At 63.1% G+C, this 17,915-nt stretch carries 15 protein-coding genes, 1 tRNA gene and 1 other annotated feature (1 of these 17 cut by a window edge); all 16 genes read right to left on the bottom strand.

The genetic code is table 11. The features are described 5' to 3' along the window. Positions 1-288: hypothetical protein (locus HMPREF0762_RS09290; RefSeq protein WP_040618707.1), on the bottom strand; the 288-nt coding region annotated here is incomplete at its 3' end. A gap of 454 nt (positions 289-742) precedes the next feature. Then, positions 743-817: transfer RNA gene (locus HMPREF0762_RS00080), tRNA-Ile, on the bottom strand. Between the two features lie 58 nt (positions 818-875). Further along, on the bottom strand, positions 876-2,027 hold the full coding sequence (rpoD, locus tag HMPREF0762_RS00075) for an RNA polymerase sigma factor RpoD (RefSeq protein ID WP_006361266.1): 1,152 nt from the start codon (positions 2,025-2,027) through the stop codon (positions 876-878). Positions 2,028-2,148: 121 nt separating this feature from the next. After that, positions 2,149-4,029 (bottom strand): DNA primase, encoded by a 1,881-nt coding sequence (gene dnaG, locus HMPREF0762_RS00070; RefSeq protein ID WP_006361265.1) that lies wholly within the window; start codon positions 4,027-4,029, stop codon positions 2,149-2,151. Continuing rightward, a complete protein-coding gene (locus HMPREF0762_RS00065; protein ID WP_006361264.1) occupies positions 4,029-4,211 on the bottom strand; it encodes a hypothetical protein in 183 nt (60 codons plus the stop codon). Before HMPREF0762_RS00065 ends, dnaG begins: the two co-directional genes overlap by 1 nt. 147 nt (positions 4,212-4,358) lie before the next feature. Then, the gene (locus HMPREF0762_RS00060; RefSeq protein ID WP_006361262.1) at positions 4,359-6,455 is read right to left on the bottom strand and encodes a sodium-translocating pyrophosphatase; all 2,097 of its coding nucleotides are present in this window, start codon (positions 6,453-6,455) and stop codon (positions 4,359-4,361) included. A 119-nt stretch (positions 6,456-6,574) separates the two neighbouring features. Continuing rightward, complete coding sequence (ribF, locus tag HMPREF0762_RS00055) at positions 6,575-7,534, bottom strand: riboflavin biosynthesis protein RibF (RefSeq protein WP_006361261.1); 960 nt, start codon at positions 7,532-7,534, stop codon at positions 6,575-6,577. Further along, on the bottom strand, positions 7,518-8,465 hold the full coding sequence (gene truB, locus HMPREF0762_RS00050) for a tRNA pseudouridine(55) synthase TruB (protein WP_006361260.1): 948 nt from the start codon (positions 8,463-8,465) through the stop codon (positions 7,518-7,520). The genes ribF and truB overlap by 17 nt, the downstream gene beginning before the upstream one ends. A 3-nt stretch (positions 8,466-8,468) precedes the next feature. Further along, positions 8,469-9,473, bottom strand: a complete 1,005-nt coding sequence (locus tag HMPREF0762_RS00045; protein ID WP_006361259.1) for a DHH family phosphoesterase — start codon at positions 9,471-9,473, stop codon at positions 8,469-8,471. Continuing rightward, complete coding sequence (gene rbfA / locus HMPREF0762_RS00040; protein WP_006361258.1) at positions 9,470-9,946, bottom strand: 30S ribosome-binding factor RbfA; 477 nt, start codon at positions 9,944-9,946, stop codon at positions 9,470-9,472. The genes HMPREF0762_RS00045 and rbfA overlap by 4 nt, the downstream gene beginning before the upstream one ends. 87 nt (positions 9,947-10,033) lie before the next feature. Then, positions 10,034-12,835 (bottom strand): translation initiation factor IF-2, encoded by a 2,802-nt coding sequence (infB, locus tag HMPREF0762_RS00035; RefSeq protein ID WP_006361257.1) that lies wholly within the window; start codon positions 12,833-12,835, stop codon positions 10,034-10,036. Between the two features lie 19 nt (positions 12,836-12,854). After that, the gene (gene nusA, locus HMPREF0762_RS00030; RefSeq protein ID WP_039993467.1) at positions 12,855-14,057 is read right to left on the bottom strand and encodes a transcription termination factor NusA; all 1,203 of its coding nucleotides are present in this window, start codon (positions 14,055-14,057) and stop codon (positions 12,855-12,857) included. Between the two features lie 40 nt (positions 14,058-14,097). After that, entirely contained in the window at positions 14,098-14,571 is a 474-nt protein-coding gene (locus HMPREF0762_RS00025; protein ID WP_006361255.1) for a ribosome maturation factor RimP, read from the bottom strand. 206 nt (positions 14,572-14,777) lie between these two features. Further along, positions 14,778-15,185 carry a nucleoside-diphosphate kinase gene (ndk, locus tag HMPREF0762_RS00020; RefSeq protein ID WP_006361254.1) on the bottom strand — a complete coding sequence of 136 codons (408 nt, stop codon included), beginning with the start codon at positions 15,183-15,185 and terminating at the stop codon, positions 14,778-14,780. Between the two features lie 65 nt (positions 15,186-15,250). Next, entirely contained in the window at positions 15,251-16,855 is a 1,605-nt protein-coding gene (locus HMPREF0762_RS00015) for a tetratricopeptide repeat protein (protein WP_006361253.1), read from the bottom strand. Between the two features lie 51 nt (positions 16,856-16,906). Further along, positions 16,907-17,437, bottom strand: a complete 531-nt coding sequence (locus HMPREF0762_RS00010) for a peptidylprolyl isomerase (protein WP_040618701.1) — start codon at positions 17,435-17,437, stop codon at positions 16,907-16,909. Between the two features lie 330 nt (positions 17,438-17,767). Beyond that, positions 17,768-17,915 (bottom strand) — a sequence feature (mutual gap in cmsearch alignment for this rRNA model is longer than 100) (it continues 2,641 nt past the right edge of the window).

The following is a 17,915-nucleotide window of genomic DNA, read 5'->3' as shown; positions in this document are numbered from 1 at the left end:
AAGGCCCGCCAGCGGCCCGCTCCTCGGCGGCTCGTAGGTCCCCTTCTCGCGCTCGCTCGGCCCCATCGCGGCATCCTCCTTCGGCGCAGGCTTCGCTTCCCCCGTCGGCAGGATCCTACCACGCCGGCCCTGGAGCCTGAGCGGGACGCCGCGGTCGTGCGGAAGCCTTCCGGCCGCCCAGTTTCCCACGCTCACGCGACCGACGCCGGCGATCGCGGCGGCCTCGGCCTGCGTCATGCCCTCCTCGAGCGCCCACAGCGCCAGCTCGACGACCTTCCTGTCGTACATGCGGACCCCTTCCCGGACCTTCGCGGTCCAACTTTTTGTCCGCATCCCCAAGCGTCGAATTTTTGACAAGCACTCGATACAGGCGCCCGATATAGATACTCGATGCGGGCACCCGAGCGTCCGACGAATCTAGAATCCGAACCGCATCCGGACTATCGCATGTTCGATAGCTCAACTAGGCCTAGCATCCGGGGACTATCGCATGTCCAATCGTTCAACCAGGCTTAGGTTCCAAACCCTCATTCAGATCATCGTATGCTCCATCGCTTGGCCGGTCTTAGGATCGAACCGCTTTCGAAAAAGCGCATGTCCAACCGCTCGACCGAACCCGGATCCCGTATAAAACCCAAATCATCCGCTCGCGTTCGAACGCGCACCCCGAAGCGCATCCAAACGAACGTCGGAACGACAAAGGGGAGATGCCTGCAACATGGCATCTCCCCTGTTCGATTCGTGGTGGGCCCAGCAGGGCTCGAACCTGCAACCAAAGGATTATGAGTCCTCTGCTCCACCATTGAGCTATAGGCCCGAATGCAGCCGCCTTCACGGCGATTCAGCATTGTACCGCAAGGCGCGGACTTCGATGCTCAGTCCTCCAGATAATCCTTCAGCTTGGAGGAACGGCTCGGATGCCGCAGCTTCGCGAGCGTTTTGCTCTCGATCTGACGAATGCGCTCGCGCGTGACGCCGAATTCACGTCCGACCTCTTCAAGCGTGTGCGGATGGCCGTCCTCAAGCCCGAAACGCAGGCTGATGACCTTGCGCTCGCGTTCGGCAAGGCCGTCGAGCACCTTGGAGAGCTGCTCCTGAAGCATGGAGAAGCTGGCTGCATCGGGAGGCACGACCGCGGAATCGTCTTCTATGAAATCGCCCAGCTGGCTGTCCTCTTCTTCGCCGATAGGCGTTTCCAGAGACACCGGCTCCTGGCTGATCTTCTGAATCTCGCGCACGCGCTCGGCCGAAAGCCCCATCTTCTCGCCGATTTCCTCGGGAGTAGGATCGCGGTTGAGATCCTGCAGGAGCTGGCGCTGAATGCGCACGAGCTTGTTGATGGTCTCGACCATATGCACCGGAATGCGAATCGTGCGGGCCTGGTCAGCAATGGCACGCGTGATGGCCTGGCGAATCCACCAGGTGGCGTACGTGGAGAACTTGAAGCCCTTCGTGTAATCGAACTTCTCGACCGCGCGGATCAAACCGAGGTTGCCCTCCTGGATAAGGTCCAGGAACAGCATGCCGCGGCCGACATAGCGCTTGGCGATGGATACGACGAGACGCAGGTTGGCCTCGATAAGCTGCTGCTTGGCATCAAGGCCGACGGCCTCGACGCGCGTCAGGCGACGCTTGTCGCGGCGGTTGAGCTCGATACCTTCGTCTTCGGCACGTTCAAGCTCGGCCGTGGCGGCCACGCCCGCTTCGATCTTCATGGCAAGGTCGATTTCCTCGGCCGCCGTCAGCAGCGGAACCTTGCCGATTTCCTTCAGATACATGCGGACGGGATCGCCCGTGAGCATGACGGCGGAACTGCCGTCGGACGAACGGCGGCGCACTTTGGACGCACGGGAAGAGGAAAGCTTGGGAAGGTTGATTTCGGACGTGGATGCGGCTTTCAGCTCGTTTTCGGGAATACCCTCGAGAAGCTCCTCGTCGGAGAGGTTGGCGTCGACATCCTTGCCGTCTTCCGCAGCAAGGTCGTCTCCGAGGGATTCTTCGTTCAGAGCCCCTTCTTCGATATCCATCTCTTCGGTTTTCTTAGCTTTTGCTGCAGCCACAGACGCAATCCTTTCGCCGCATAGACAGGTTCTTTGAACCTAAAGATACAGCTTGCTAATATAGCATAGAATCGCGCGGCGAAAAAGCCTATTCGCCTCTCAAGGGAACGTGCCGGCGTCTCAGCTCGGCAAGCTCCTTCTGCATGGACGCAACGCTCGCGTAGAGCAGCCCGTAGTCGTCCTCGGACAAATCCGCATCGTTTTTAAGCTGGCTCGTAAGCGTCAGAATGGTGCGTTCGAGGTCACGCAGGGAAAGCTCCTCGGTGAGAAAGCATGCCAGGTCGGCAGGCTCCATGTCATCGTAGAGCGACGCCGCCGTCAGAAGCGATCGCGAACCCGGGCAGGCCGCATCGACCGCATCGATGATTTCAGCAGGCAGGGCGCCTGGATGCTCAGCAAGGACGCTCAAGAGCGCTTCCGATACGGCCGCATGCCGCCGACTCGCCCAGGACGTCGATGCGAGCGGTGCCGCATAGGCGATGCCGATCTGAGGATGCCGTGCGCACAGCGACAGGAATTCTCGCTCGATGCGCAACCGCTCGCGATCGCGGGGGGCGAGCGTTCGATCGGCAACGGGAGCAGCCGCATCCCCCTCCCCTGTTCCCGAAGGAACGGGCATTGGCGTCGGCTCCTCCCCTGCCGGTGCGGAAACCTTCGCCGCCGCGAGCTTCGCCGTCACGACCGATGGATCGACCTGCAGGCGATCTGCCAGATAGGTAGCGTATTCCTGTGCGAGCAACGAATGTTTGATGGGTGCCAGCAATTCGATGACCTCGGGCAGCGCACTGCTTTTCTCCGTAAAGTCGGACAGATCGCGGCGCGCGAGCTTGCGGTCGATCGCATAGCGCAGCAGAGGCGTCGCGCGATCTATGAGCGACCGCAGTTCGTCTGCGCCGCGCTGCGAGACGAAATCGGCCGGATCGAGGTTGTCGGGAAGCGTGCAGGCGAACAGTCCGACCTGCTTGCGCCCGGCTTCGGGAAGCATGCTCTCGTCGATGAACCGTGCGGCGCGGTCGGCGGCGCGCTGACCCGCCTCGTCGCCGTCGAAAAGATAGACGATGCGCTGCTTGGCATGGCGGGAAAGCTGCCGCACGTGCTGAACCGTGAGCGCCGTGCCGAGCGTGGCGACCGCGTTTTTCACACCGGACTCATGCAGCATGATGACATCGGTGTAGCCTTCGACGATCACGGCGATGCCGGTCGATGCCATGGCCGCCTTGGCGACGTCCAGGCCGAAGAGCACCCGGGACTTATGGAACAGCGGGGTTTCCTGCGTGTTGAGATACTTGGGCTCGCCCTTGCCTATGACGCGCCCCCCGAAGGCGATGGTGTCTCCGTCGGCATCGCGGATAGGAAACATCACGCGCTCGTAGAAGCGGTCGCGCAGACGTCCGTCCTTCTTGGACACAAGCGCGAGGTTAGCGTCGATAAGCTCTTTGGATGCGAAGCCCTTGGCGGACAGGTGCCGCACGAGAGACTGGCGTCCCGGAGCGTATCCGAGGTTCCAACGATTCGGCACGGAACCCCCCATGTCGCGCGATGCAAGATAGGCGCGCGCGGATGCGGCGCCGTCCTCGCGCGAACGCATGAGCTGAAGGTGATAGAACTCCGCCGCAGCCTCGCACGCTTCCTTGAGGCGCGCTTTCTTTCCGCGAAACGCCGCAGCCTTGGGATCTTCCGCGATCTGGATGCCCGCGCGCTGCGCCAGAAAGCGCACCGCATCGGCGAACCCCAGATCATCGATCTTCATGACGAACGAGATGACGTCGCCGCCCTCGCCGCAGCCGAAACAATGCCAGAGCTGCGTCGTGGGGTCGACCTTGAACGAGGGCGTTTTCTCGTTATGGAACGGACAGCAACCCCAGAAATCACGTCCGCGCTGGCGCAGCTGGACCCGATCGCCCACGATGGCGACCAGATCGCTCGCTTCGCGCACGCGACGGATGTCTCCCTCGGGAATGCTCGGCACTAGCGCTCGCCCGACTTCCTGCGCTTTACGACCCAGGCGGCGCCGGCAACCGCCAGAAGCGCCACGACCGTAAGCGCCCGCAACGGGGAAAGCGGCTGATAGCCGATCGCGATGATCGCGACGGAAAAGACCGTTAGGATCAATGCGGTGGCGATGACCCAGTTGAGATAGTTGAAGCGCATGAACCCTCCTCGTGATGCGCCGGATATGCGAAAAACAAAAGCAGACCTCGAAATTCGAGGCCTACTTTACCATACGGCGAAAACGCGCCGCGTATCCTCGGGGCGCCTCCCCACGATGCGCGGATGGGCGCCCCGAAAGATGGCGGGCTAGATGATGGTCTGGATGGCGATGAACAGAGGCGAGAACGTCAGCGAGATGATGGTCATCAGGTTGATGAGGATGTTCATCGACGGGCCGGACGTGTCCTTGAAAGGATCGCCGACGGTGTCGCCGACGACGGCCGCCTTGTGAGCAGCGGAACCCTTGCCGCCATGGGCGCCCTTCTCGATGTACTTCTTCGCATTGTCCCATGCGCCGCCGGCATTGCTCATGAAGATGGCGAGCAGCATGCCGGTGGAAACCGCGCCGGCGAGGAAACCGCCGAGCATGGCCGGGTCGATGCATCCGATGACGATCGGGATGATGACCGCAAGGACGCCCGGAAGCATCATCTTATGCAGGGCGGACTGGGTGGAAATGGCCACGCACTTGTCGTACTCGGGCTCGGCCTCGTACTCCATGATGCCCTTGATCTCGCGGAACTGGCGGCGAACCTCTTCGACCATGGCATGGGCCGCGTCGGACACGGCGCCCATCGTGAGGGCCGCGAACATGAACGGGACCATGGCGCCGACGAAGATGCCGGCAATGATCATCGGATCTGTGAGCGTCAGGCTGAAGTCCACGAAGGCATGATGCATGGTCGCCTGGTAGGAAACGAACAGCGAGATGGCAGACAGGCCCGCGGACGCGATGGCGAAGCCCTTGGCGATGGCGGCGGTGGTGTTGCCGACGGCATCGAGGGAGTCGGTGCGGTCGCGCACTTCCTCGGGCAGGCCGGCCATCTCGGCGATGCCGCCCGCGTTGTCGGCGACGGGGCCGTACGCGTCGACGCCGATGGTGATAGCGGTGTTGGAAAGCATGCCGGTGGCCGCGAGGGCGACGCCGAACAGGCCGACCGCGATGCCGCCCGTCGAGACGTCAACGCCCGGGAAGGCCATATTGCCGCAGATATACGCGCCGATGATGGCGAAGGCGACAAGGGCGATCGGGATGATCGTGGAAAGCATGCCCGTTGAGATGCCCTGGATGATATTGGTGGCCGCGCCCGTCTCGCAGGATTCGGCGATCTTCTTGACCGGGGCGTATTCGTCGGACGTGAAGTACTCGGTGGTCTTGCCGATGGCAAGGCCGGCGACCAGACCGCAGATCACGGAGCCGAAGAGCCAGATGGGCTGACCTTCGACGGACTGGCCGTTCCACAGCACGAAAATCGCGAGGATGGCGATGACCTCGAGCACGGCTGCGAGATAGGTGCCGCGGTTCAGGGCGGCGCCGAGAGCGGAGCCTTCCTTGGTGCGTACCGCGAACAGGCCCAGGACAGACGTCAGGATACCGCAGGACGCGATCATGACGGGTACCACGACGGCCCAGATCATGTCGATGCCGGAGAAATATCCGAGCGATGCGAAGGTGACCGCGAGGATCGTCGGCGCGATGATCGAGCCCGTGTAGGACTCGAACAGGTCGGCGCCCATGCCGGCGACGTCGCCCACGTTGTCGCCCACGTTGTCGGCGATGGTGGCGGGATTGCGGGGATCGTCCTCGGGGATGCCTGCTTCGACCTTGCCGACCAGGTCGGCGCCTACATCGGCGGCCTTGGTGTAGATTCCGCCGCCGACACGGGCGAAGAGAGCCACGGCGGAAGCGCCGGTGGCGAAGCCTTCGACCATGCCCACATGCTCATGCATGACATCGATCATGTCGATGTTGCCGAAGACGAGAAGGATGAGCCAGAGGGATAGGCCGAACAGCGCGAAGGACGCGACGCACAGGCCCATCGTCAGGCCGGACTTGAAGCTGATGTTGAGGGCCTTGGCAACGGATTCCTCGGCAGCATGCGCGGTACGCGTGTTGGCGCGCGTGGCGACATGCATGCCGACATAGCCGGCCGCAGCGGAAAGCGCGCCGCCGGTCACGAATGCCGCAGCCGTCCACGGAGACAGAGCGAGGCACATGACGACGGCCACGACGGCCATGAAGATGATGAGCAGCTTGTACTCGCTCAGAAGAAACGCCTTCGCCCCTTGCTGGATCTTCAGAGAGATGCTGTTCATCGAATCAGGGCCCGGGTCTTGGCTCAGGACCCAACGAGCCAGATAGCCCGCTACGCCCATGCCGATGAGCGCGCAGATCGGGGCCATCCATGCGACTGCTGTAGTCACGGGATTCCTCCTTGTCAGACGGATGTACCTGCATAGCTTGTATGCACAAGTTGTGAGTATACCATCTGAAGGCGTGGATTAACCGTTACCTGCGATATTCAGGATTTGCGCTCATCTGCGTCATCGAACGAATCGCGCACGAGATTCTCGCGCACCCATGCGATGTTCCCCTTGACCGTGGCGATAAGCTCGTCGACCGACGAGAACCTGATCATCGGACGCAGGAAGCGAACCGGTTCGACCTCGATCGAATCGCCGTAGATATCGCCTAAGAAATCGAGGATGTTGACCTCGCAGGTCGCTGTCGCCGCCTCGAAGGTCGGCGCAGCGCCGACGCTCATCGCGGCGCGATAGCGTGCGCCGTCGACCGTGGCCCAGGCGGCGTACACGCCTTCGCCGAGCGTCTGAAGCATGGCGGGAAGCTCGAGGTTCGCCGTGCGGAACCCCATGTCGGCCCCTTCTCCGCGCCCCTTGCGCACTTCGCCGTCGAAGACGTAGGGATGGCCCAGGAGCGCGGCGGCATCTTCGCAGCGGCCCTCGGCGAGCAGAAGGCGGATGCGCGTCGCCCTGATCGGACGGCCGTCAGCCCCCTTGAGCTCATGCGCGCAGATACGCGTGCCCCCGGCCGAAGCCCATGCTTCGAGATCGGCCACCGTGCCTGCCGCGCGCGCCCCGAAGCGGAAGTCGGCGCCGACATGCAGCGCATACGGCACGCAGCCGCCGAACGTCGCTTCCAGGAATTCGGCGGGAGCCTGCGCGGCGAAGTCCTCGGTGAACGTGAGCACGACCACGTAGTCGGCGCCCGTTTCGGCAAGCGCGCGCAGACGGCGTTCGTTTCCCATGAGCTTCTTCAAGCGATCGGCATGGAAGAGCTCGTCGGGATCGACGTCGAACGTAAGCGCGACGGCCGCGCCGCCCGATTTTCTCGCCGTCTCGATAGCCTGGTCGATAAGGAACCTATGTCCCAGATGCACGCCGTCGAAGACGCCGAAGGCGCAGGATGCGCCGGAGAGCAGGCCGCGCTCGACTGCTTCGGATGCATTAACGATGGGTGCCACGAAAAACTCCTTGCGAAAAGACGCAGCGAGGATGGGCCTGGCCACGAAACGGATCGGTTTCATAGAGCGCGACGAGCTCGTCGCGAAAGACGATGCAGCGCATGCCGAGCTCATGCGCATGCACGGCATCGGGATCGAGCGCGGCGAGCGGAAGAGGACGCCCGCATCTGATGGATTCGGCCATCCGCACGTCCACCTCCAACGCAGGAAAACCCAGAAGATCGACCGGATCGCATGCCGCCGCGATCCCTGAACGCCCGGCTTCTTCGAGCGATACGCAGGCTTCGATGCCCAGGCGTCCCGCACGTACGCGGCGCAAGGCGGACAGGTGGGCGGCGCTGCCGAGCTCGAGTCCTGCATCGCGCGCGATCGAGCGGATATACGTGCCCTTCGACACTTCGAGGCGCACATCCCAGAAGACGCGTCCCGCATCGTCCGTATCGATGGCCAGCAGATCGGCTGCACGCACCTCGACAGGACGAGCCTCGAGCTCGACGGCTTTTCCTCGGCGCGCGGCCTCGTATGCCTTCACCCCGTCTTTCTTGATGGCGGAATAGGCAGGCGGCATCTGCATGCGCGGACCGACGATGGACGCGAGGTATTCCTGCGCGAACGTCGCATCCGAGAGCTCGGGCGCGACGGCGGCCTGGCGGATGACCTCGCCCGCCGCATCGTCCGTATCGGTCTGGGCGCCGAACGCGATGCGCGCCTCGTACGTTTTGTCGTGATTCGTGAGGTACGCGTCAAGGCGCGACGCAGGGCCGACGCACACGGCGAGCACGCCTGTCGCAAGGGGGTCGAGCGTGCCCATATGGCCTACGCGGCGCTCGCCGAACATGCGACGGATACGATTGACCGCATCGTGCGACGACATGCCCTGCGGCTTATCGATGCCGATGACGAGCGAAAGCCCGCTTTGCCCCCTTTTCATGCGTCAGTCCAGCCCGCCTTCATCGAACAGACGATCGATCAGGCGCGGCACATCCTTCAGGGCCCCGTCGAGCGTTCCCTTGTAGGTGAAGCCCGCCGCGGCCTTGTGACCGCCGCCGCCGATGCGGCGCGCGAGGACGGACACGTCCACGTCGTCGCCCTTGGCGCGCAGGCTTCCGCGCACCTCGCCCTCCTGCTCCCGCAGAATGCAGGCGACCTGGATGCCCGCCATCGAACGAACCGTGTCGATAAGGGTCTCGGTATCCGACTTGACGGCGCCCGTGCGTTCCATGTCGCCACGCGTGACGAAGGATATCGCCCAACGGCCTGCGGGATCCTTGAAAAGGCGCGACAGCATGACGGCCTCGAGCGCGAACGAGGCCTCGCTGCGCGACTGATAGACGTTCTGGGAGGCATCGGCCGGGTTCGCGCCGCACCGAACCATCTCCATGGCGTAGCGAAACGCCTCGGCCGACGTGTTCTGGTATTGGAAACGGCCCGTGTCCGTCATGAGGGCCGTATAGCAGCAGATCGCGGATTCCCGAGGCGGCTCGATGCCGAACGCCCGTATGAGATCCCATACGAGCATGCCGCAGGCCGGCGCGTCGGGATCGGTGTACGAAAGCTCGGCCATCGTCGTGTCGACCGCATGATGGTCGATCGTGACGCGCACTCCTGCACGATCGTGCGCGGCAGCCGCATCTTTGATGCGCTCGATCGTCGGAACGTCAAGCGCGATGAAGGCATCCGGCGTCTCGTCGTAATCGCCCGCATAGATAAGCTCGTCGGCGCCCGGAAGGAACCGCAGGCCGGGCTCGATGGGAGCATCGGCCGCGAGCAGGCAGGTCGTCTTTTTGCCCAACATGCGCAACGCATGGGAAAGCCCTAGGGCGCTGCCGATGCAATCGCCATCCGGGCTTACATGGCCGCAGAGGGCAAAGGAATCGAGCGTACGGAGACGCTCGGCGATTTCCTCGATCGTGGTGTTCGTCTGGGGTGTGACGCTCATCGAGACCCCTCCTCGCAGGAAATGCCCTTCGAGCCAGAGGGCTTCCCGGCTGCATCCGCGCAGGCGGCCCGATCCGCATGCGCGGCATCGTCCGCGTCGGCGGTTTCGCATTCGGTTTCGGAAGGGACGGGTATGCGGCTTGCTTCGTGCGCGAGCGCTCGGGCGATGCGTTCGGCCTCGTCAACGCTCGGGTCGAGCAGGAAGCGCAGCTCCGGAGTCACGCGCCAGGTAAGACGCGCCCCCATAAGCGAACGGATGCGTCCACGGGCGGCGGAGAACCCCGCGGCCGCCTCTTCGTAGGTGCCGGGATCCGACGTGTAGAAGACATTGCAGTAGCTGCGATCGTAGCTGACCTCGCACCCCGTGATCGTCACGAGGCGAAGGCGTGGGTCGGATACTTCGAAGAGCAGGATATTCGCAAGGATCTCGCGCGCCTGCTCGTTCGTTTTCCTGTTGGCGTTCGACTGCTTCATTCATGCATCCTTATCAACGGGCCCGCCGTCCCCTGCAGACGCAAGGAACGGCGGACGAGATATCGACGCGCATGGCTTCAGGCGACCTTACGCGGTGCGCTCGACCTCTTCGACGCGATAGCCCTCGATGACGTCTCCGACTTTGATGTCCTGGTAGCCATCGACGCCGATGCCGCATTCGTAGCCCTGCTTGACGGTCTTGACATCGTCTTTGAAACGACGAAGCGACGAGATGTTGCCTTCGAAGATGACCGTGGAGTCGCGCACGATGCGGACGCGGTCGTCACGGGAGAGCTCGCCTTCGGTGATGTAGCAGCCGGCGATGTTGCCGACCTTCGGGACGCGGAACACGTCGCGCACCTCGGCCGAGCCGGTGTCTTTCTCGACGATGTCGGGCGACAGCATGCCGACGCGCGCGGCGTTGATGTCCTCGATAGCCTGATAGATGACGCGATACAGACGAACGTCGACCTTCTCGCGCTCGGCTGCTGCGCGCGCACCCGCGGTCGGGCGCACGTTGAAGCCGATGATGATCGCGTCGGATGCGGCGGCGAGCGTCACATCGGTCTCGGTCACGCCGCCCACGGCGGAATGGATGATGCTGATCTTGACCTCGGACTGATCCATCTTGGCGAACGCATCGCGCAGGGCTTCGATGGAACCCTGGACGTCGGCCTTGACGACGAGGTTGAGCTCGCTTTGGCCTTCTTCGATACGATTGAAGAGATCGTCGAGGCTGACGTGGCTGCGCGCCTCCTGCTCCTTGAGCCGCGCACGCAGGGCGCGTTCCTCGGCGAGCTTGCGGGCATCGCGCTCGTCCTCGAACACGCGGAACTCATCGCCTGCGGCAGGGACGCTCGACAGGCCGAGGACCTCGACCGGATCGGCCGGCAGGGCCTTCTTGGCGCGATTGCCGCGAGGATCGACGAGGGCGCGGACGCGGCCGTAGCTCTGGCCGGCCACGACGACATCGCCCGGGTTGAGCGTGCCGCGCTGCACGAGCACGGTCGCCACGGGACCGCGGCCCTTGTCGAGCTTGGATTCGATGACGAAGCCGGACGCGGTCGCATCGGGATTGGCTTTGAGCTCGAGCACGTCGGACTGAAGCAGGATGGTCTCGAGCAGATCGTCGATGCCCTCCTTCTTCTTGGCGGACACGTTCACGAACATGTTCTTGCCGCCCCATTCTTCAGGAATGACGTTGTATTCGACCAGTTCCTGGCGAACGCGGTCGGGATTCGCGCCGGGCTTGTCGATCTTGTTCACGGCGACGACGATAGGCACGCCCGCCGCCTCGGCATGATGGATCGCCTCGATGGTCTGCGGCATCACGCCGTCGTCGGCCGCAACGACCAGAACGACGACGTCGGTGACCTGAGCGCCGCGCGCACGCATGGCGGTGAACGCCTCGTGGCCCGGGGTGTCGATGAAAGTGACCTGACGGCCGTTGACCTCGACGACGGATGCGCCGATATGCTGGGTGATGCCGCCGGCCTCGGAAAGCGCGACACCCGAAGAACGGATGGCGTCGAGCAGCGATGTCTTGCCGTGGTCGACATGGCCCATGACCGTGACCACGGGCGGACGGGACTTGAGGTCTTCTTCCTTGTCGTTGAAGACCACCGAGTATTCCTCTTCAGGGGAGACGACGCGAACCTTGCGGCCCATGTCGTCGGCGATAAGCTCGATAAGCTCGTCGGACATGCTCTGGGTGACCGTCAGCACCTGGCCAAGCAGGAACAGGCGTTTGATGACGTCGCTCGAGGGAACGCCGAGAGCATCGGAGAAATCGCCGACCGTGGCGCCCTGGGCGATCTCGACGACGCTGTCGTCAAGCATGAGATCGGGATCGATGCCCTTCTCGATGGCTTCCTGGGCGATGCGTTCGCGCTGCTCGGCCTCGCGCTTCTCCTTGCGGCGACGGCGGCGGCCCTCTCCTTCGTTGCTCGTCGCGGCGGCGACGGCGGCGCGGGCTTCGGCAAGCACCTTGTCACGTTGGAGCTGCTCGACCTGCACGGCCATCTGCGCGTAGCGATCGTCCTTGGATGCCCCGGACACAAGCTCGGGAACCTCCGGCTCGAAATGATGTTCTGAGCGACGTCCGCCCTGTTTGCCGCGACGTCCACGGGACGCATCGGCAGCAGCCTGTCCGCGTCCGCGCGCAGGGGATGCCTTCTTGGTCTGAGCCTCGGCGTCGATGCGCGCCTTCTCGGATTCGATCTGGGAAAGCAGGGAATCGAACGACGAGCCCTTGCGCATGACCGGTGCCTTCTTGGCAGGCGCCGCGGCCTTGGCGGCCGGCGCGGAGGATGCGACCGATTTGCGCGAACCGCTGCGCAGGCGCTCTTCGACGGCGCGCTTCTTGGCGACCTCGGCGGCGATTTTGGCCGCACGGGCGTCGGCGGCGCGCTGGGCGCGGCGCTTCTCGGCCTCTTCCCGCTCGCGCTCCTTGGCGGCGCGGTTCTCCTCGATCTGGCGCGCAAGGCTCGAAAGGCCCGACGTCTCGGAGGCGACGACCTTCTTGGCCTGGGCGGCATGCGACGTCACCGTCGAAGGCGCGGACGCGTTCGAGCCGCGGCGGGCACGTTCGGCATCGCGCAGGGCGCGCTCGTGCTCGACCGCCTTGCGGCGCTCGGCCTCTTCGGCTTCCTTGCGACGATTCTCGGCCTCCTGCTCGGCTTCGATCGCTTCGGCGGCCTCCTTGTCGAGGCCGGCGGCCTTCGCTCCGATTTCAGGCGCCAGGGCCTTGCGGATCTTGTCGACGTACGGCTCCGCAAGCATGCTTGCATGGCTCTTTGCGGGAATCTTCATCTCTTGGATGCGCGCAAGGAGCTCTTTGCTGTCCATTCCGAATTCCTTGGCCAGCTCATGGACTCTCTTATTTGGCATTCAGTACCCCTCTCCTGCGCTATTCGAACTCGGCGTGAATGCCGCAATACCTGCTGCCCGGACGGGCGTGGTTCCTGCACGGAACGCCAGCCTCGGAGACGTAGGAGCAGAACTCGGTCTCCTCGTCCTCAGGCTCCTCGTCGATGAGGATATTGGTCTCGGGAACCATCTGCCCGGCATAGCTCGAGGATTTGATGTCGATATGCCAACCGGTCAAGCGGGCGGCGAGACGGGCGTTCTGGCCTTCCTTGCCGATGGCGAGGGAAAGCTGGTCGTCGGGGACGACGACGGTCGCATACTGCTTGTCCTCGTCGATCGTGACGCGGGTCACGCGGGCGGGGCTGAGCGCATTGGCGACGTACTTGGCCGGATCGTCGCTCCACTGGATGACGTCGACGCGTTCGTTGCGAAGCTCTTCGACGACCATGCGCACGCGGCTGCCCTTGGGGCCGACGCAGGCGCCGACCGGATCGAGATTGGATTCGCGGGAAGCCACGGCGACTTTGGAACGGGCGCCGGCCTCGCGGGCGATGGATTTGATCTCCACGACGCCGTCGTAGATTTCAGGCACCTCGATTTCGAAGAGGCGGCGGATCAGGCTCGGATGGGTGCGGGACACGACGATGGAGGGACGCGTCTGCTCGCCGCGCGCACGGGGCTCCATGGAGCGAGGATCGCGCACCTCGATGATGACGGTCTTGATGCGCTGGTTATGACGATAGCGCTCGCCTGCAGGAACTTCATTCTGCTCGTCAGGGAACCGCTTGAGATCGTAATGCGGCAGCTCGGCCTCGACGCCCTCGCGGATCTTGATGATGGTGAAATCAGGCGTGGTCTGCAGAACGGTGCCGCCGACGATGTCGTCGACGCGATCGCGGAACTCTTCGTAGATGCTCTGGCGACCGGCCTCGCGAACGATAGCGGCGATAACGCTCTTCGCATTCTGGGCGGCAGTGCGGCTCACGTTGGCGGGAGTCACGTCCTTTTCCTCGAAATCGGCGTATTCGCCGGTTTCCGGATCGGGCTCGCCGACGGGAACGAGCTCGTAGACGTAAATCCGACCCGTGGATCGATCGATCGTGACGCGCGCCTCCCATTCGAGGTCGAGAATGTTCTGATAGCTCTTGGCCAACGATGCCTCAAGACGCTCGATGAGGTAGAACTCGTCGATCTTGCGTTCATGGGCAAGCGCCTGGAGCGCGTCCATAAGTTCTGATGCCATGGATGATTCCTCCCTTTTCGTAAAGCGTGCCCTGCGGGCGCTATTTGAATTCGACGACGCCCTTGATGTGGGCGCGCTTGATGATCGAGAACGGAAGCACGACTTCGTCGCCGTCGACGGACAACCTGATAGCCCCGCCGTCTTCGGCAACTCCGAGCAGCGTGCCGCTGAAGCGGCTGCGTCCATCGACGGGTTCGGAACAGGTCGCATACACCTGCTCGCCGACCGCGGCTTCGAAATGCCCGCGCGTGCGCAGGGGCCTGTCGATGCCGGGCGAACTGACCTCGAGCGTGTAGGCGCCGGGGAACGGATCGATCTCGTCGAGGATTTCATTGATCCAAGCCTGCGCCGCCGCGATGTCGTCGAACACGATGCCCTGTTCGGTATCGATATAGACGCGGATGGTCGGCGCCTTGCGCGAACCCACCACTTCGATGGTGACGATTTCGATGCCCTCTTCGATCGCGCGCGGCTCGAGCGCTGCAAGAAGGCTCGCTTCCTTGGTCGTCAGCATTCGGTTCCTCCTATCCGGTCTCGTTCGTACGAATGGGCGATCAGGCCCTCATACAAAAAGAAAGCGGGACAAAGCCCACTTTCTCTCATCGAAAAAGTTGTATTCGCATTTCAGCGGATTCGTTTATACCACACCGAAGCGCGAGGTCGCAAGGATGCGTCTGTGATTCATAAACGACCCAAACGACTCGAACGACACACGAGACGCTATTCGGAGAAGAAGATCTTCATCTCGCGTTCGGCGGACTCGACGGAGTCGGAGCCATGGATGACGTTTTCATCCATGATCAGACCGAAGTCGCCGCGAATGGTGCCGGGAGCGGCATCGGCGGGATTGGTCGCGCCCATGAGGGTGCGCATCTTCTTCACGGCGCCTTCGCCGGAAACGATCATCTTCACGACCGGACCGCTCGTGATATAGCTGATGAGACCGTCGTAGAACGGCTTGTCCTCGTGCTCGGCGTAATTGGCCGCAGCCTGCGCGGGCGTGACGTTCGCAAGCTCCATGCGCTCGATGGCGAGGCCGGCACGCTCGATGCGGGCGATGATATCGCCCACGTGGCGATTGCGCACGGCATCGGGCTTGAGCATGGAGTAGGTCTTTTCGATTGCCATTCTTCTGTTCCCTTTCTTGGTTCCGTTCGTCAGACGTTACGCCTGAAGTTCATGAAGGTCGACGGTTAATTGGCAGTTGCGGCGTTGCTCGTCGGCTGCTGTTCGGCAGCGTCCGCATTGCCGCCCGCGGGAGCCCCCTGCTCCTGGGTCGCATCGGCACCCGCGACGGACGCGCCGCCCGCCTGCGCGCCGTCAGTGCCGGCAGGCTGCGCCGCGCCGGCGCCGTTGGCACCCTGCTCCACAGCGCCCGTGCCGGTCGGAGCGGAATTCGACGATGCCGCGGCGGAATCAGCCGTCGTGGACGACGAATCGGCCATGGACGGGAAATAGAGCTCCACGTCGGAAATCTTCCAGCTCACGAAATCGCGCACGAGGGTGACCTTGTACTGCACGTCTTCTCCGCCTTCGGCGGATGCGGTCACGTAGACCGTGGACGAAGACATGGAGCGTTCGACGCCGTTGACGGTAATGGAGTCATCCTGCACGACGCTCGCCATATCCTTTTCGACGGAATCGGAGCTCACGCCCTTCGCAAAATACTTGTCGGGGTTGGACGTATCGGCGAACAGGCCGGACACGACAGATTCCGCGGTCGGGAAACCATAGCCCTTGGCGTAGGCGAAGACCCCCAGGCCCGCGACGACGACGAGAAGCGCGAACAGGAAGACCGCTATCTTCAGGCCGACGTTGCGGCGCTTGCGATCCTGGCGAGCGATGCTCTTGGAGTATTTCTCCAACTCCTCGTCGCTCGCGTTGAAGAAGCGGTCGTCGCCGGAAGCGTAGTCGTCGTTGACGTCGTAGCCATATGCATCGGCGGGATAATGCACCGGATCGGGCTCGTACGCATCATGCGCGGGAGCCTGCGGCACCGACGCGGCGGTGACATCGAGGCCCGACATGTCAGGTTCGAAGGTTTCATCGTCATTGGCGACGATGGGCGCCATGGCGGCCGTGCCCGTGGCGACCGCAGTGGCGGCGCGGCTGTAATCGACGCTGGCCGAATCGCTTAGGAAGTACGTATGGTCGGCGAGCGCGGCCTCGAAGGCGTTCATGGCCTTCTGCATCTGATTGCATGCGACATAGGCCTGGCCGAGGTTCGCATACATCTTGTTGCGCGTGTCGGGATCCATATCGAACTGCAGGGCGCTTTCATATGACTGCACCGCATCGGCAGGACGATCGAGAGCCATGAAGCAGACGCCGAGGTTCAGAAGCGCCTTGGTGGGATCGGGATTGGACGGGTCCAAGGCCGCTTCGCGGAACGAAGCGCCCGCCTCTGCGTTCTTGCCCATCTTGAGCAGGGCGTTGCCCATGCCGAGATGCGCCTTGTAGCGAGAGGAGTACTTGGCGTCGGACGTCGCGATCTCGAATGCGGCGACGGCATCGTCGTACTTGCGCAGGGCGGCATAGGCCTTGCCGAGGTTGCAGTTGACGGCACCGCATGCATCGTACGAGCCGTCGGCCACCGACTGCTGATACGCATCGACGGCCGAATTGAAGTCATGCAAGCTCAGAAATGCATTTCCGATCTGGTGATAGAGGAAACCGAGGTCTCCCGGAGCCTTTTCGACCGCGTCGTCATTGAGGCACTCGACGTACGAGTCGATCGCCGCCTGATAGTCGCGGGCCGCATAAGCGGCCTTGGCGTTGTCGATGTAACGGTTTTCCATGTGCTCGTCTTTCTTCGCTCGGATAGGAATCCTCGAAACCCGAACCGAGGATCAATCGGCATTCTCGATGACGACGGATTCGATGACGTCGCCCACGCGCAGTTGGCCGATGACGTCTTTGCCTTCGATCGTCTGGCCGAACACGGTGTAGTTGGGGTCGAGGAAATGCTGGGCGCCGAGGCAGAGATAGAACTGCGAACCGGCGGAATCAGGCTGGGCCGAACGCGCCATCGCGAGCGCGCCGTCCTCGTGGGAATTGTTCGGATTGGTGGTGTATTCCTCTTTGATGGAATATCCCGGACCGCCCGTGCCCAGTCCGCCGAAGGGGCTGGACGCCTTGCGGACGACCTCTTCCGAGGAGAGCCCGCGCGTATTGGGGTCGCCGCCTTGGATCACGAAATTCGCCACATAGCGATGGAACTTCAAGCCGTCGTAGAAGCCCTTCCGGGCAAGCTCGACGAAATTACCCACATGAATAGGAGCATCGTTACCGGCCAGCTGGACACGGATGACACCCTTGGAGGTGGTGATGACGGCGACTTCCTTGCCATTGGGTTCATATGAAGGAGTATGCAAAGCCAAAGCGGATCTCCTGTCGGTAGTACGTTCGCGCAGCATGGCCGCGTGCACGCGTTTACATGCAGTGTGACAGTTTACCAGCTCTTGAAGGAAGCGTACGGAAAACTACAAGGAATACAGCCGTATGTCTGGAGAAGATGCGCACGTCCATGCGCCGAAAACGAAGGATGAAGGATTCGGACTCGCCCGCTTCGACGGGACATCGGATCGAAAGATGCGTCAAAAGACGCCCGAAGGAATGGCGCGGCGAAGCGACCTCGCCCTCCGCACGGTCGCGTCGGCAATGACGCGAAGCGGCATGGAGCGTATCCGCATTCCGGAAACGCGGGCCGGGAAAGAGGGTCGGAACGCATGGCCGGAAAACGAGAAAGGCCCCGCGCATGGCGGGGCCTTCGGTGCGCCGGGGCGCATGCGCGGGCGCGCTGGGCGAGCGCGGCGGCCCTGCCTCCCACGGGCTTTCCCCGCAGTACGTCGGGCGATG

The sequence above is a fragment of the Slackia exigua ATCC 700122 genome (genome assembly GCF_000162875.1).
GTDB classification, from domain to species: domain Bacteria; phylum Actinomycetota; class Coriobacteriia; order Coriobacteriales; family Eggerthellaceae; genus Slackia; species Slackia exigua.
Note: the sequence above shows the minus strand (reverse complement) of the source record. Positions and strands in the feature narration are given on the sequence as shown.

What these genes read in the sequence shown, in the direction of transcription:
- infB (WP_006361257.1), bottom strand. Translation starts at nt 12,835, where the DNA reads ATGCCAAATAAGAGAGTCCATGAGCTGGCCAAGGAATTCGGAATGGAC.
- nusA (WP_039993467.1), bottom strand. Translation starts at nt 14,057, where the DNA reads ATGGCATCAGAACTTATGGACGCGCTCCAGGCGCTTGCCCATGAACGC.
- truB (WP_006361260.1), bottom strand. Translation starts at nt 8,465, where the DNA reads ATGAAAAGGGGGCAAAGCGGGCTTTCGCTCGTCATCGGCATCGATAAG.
- ndk (WP_006361254.1), bottom strand. Translation starts at nt 15,185, where the DNA reads ATGGCAATCGAAAAGACCTACTCCATGCTCAAGCCCGATGCCGTGCGC.
- HMPREF0762_RS00015 (WP_006361253.1), bottom strand. Translation starts at nt 16,855, where the DNA reads ATGGAAAACCGTTACATCGACAACGCCAAGGCCGCTTATGCGGCCCGC.
- HMPREF0762_RS00060 (WP_006361262.1), bottom strand. Translation starts at nt 6,455, where the DNA reads ATGGCCCCGATCTGCGCGCTCATCGGCATGGGCGTAGCGGGCTATCTG.
- HMPREF0762_RS00045 (WP_006361259.1), bottom strand. Translation starts at nt 9,473, where the DNA reads ATGAGCGTCACACCCCAGACGAACACCACGATCGAGGAAATCGCCGAG.
- HMPREF0762_RS00025 (WP_006361255.1), bottom strand. Translation starts at nt 14,571, where the DNA reads ATGCTGACGACCAAGGAAGCGAGCCTTCTTGCAGCGCTCGAGCCGCGC.
- HMPREF0762_RS00065 (WP_006361264.1), bottom strand. Translation starts at nt 4,211, where the DNA reads ATGCGCTTCAACTATCTCAACTGGGTCATCGCCACCGCATTGATCCTA.
- rpoD (WP_006361266.1), bottom strand. Translation starts at nt 2,027, where the DNA reads ATGGATATCGAAGAAGGGGCTCTGAACGAAGAATCCCTCGGAGACGAC.
- rbfA (WP_006361258.1), bottom strand. Translation starts at nt 9,946, where the DNA reads ATGAAGCAGTCGAACGCCAACAGGAAAACGAACGAGCAGGCGCGCGAG.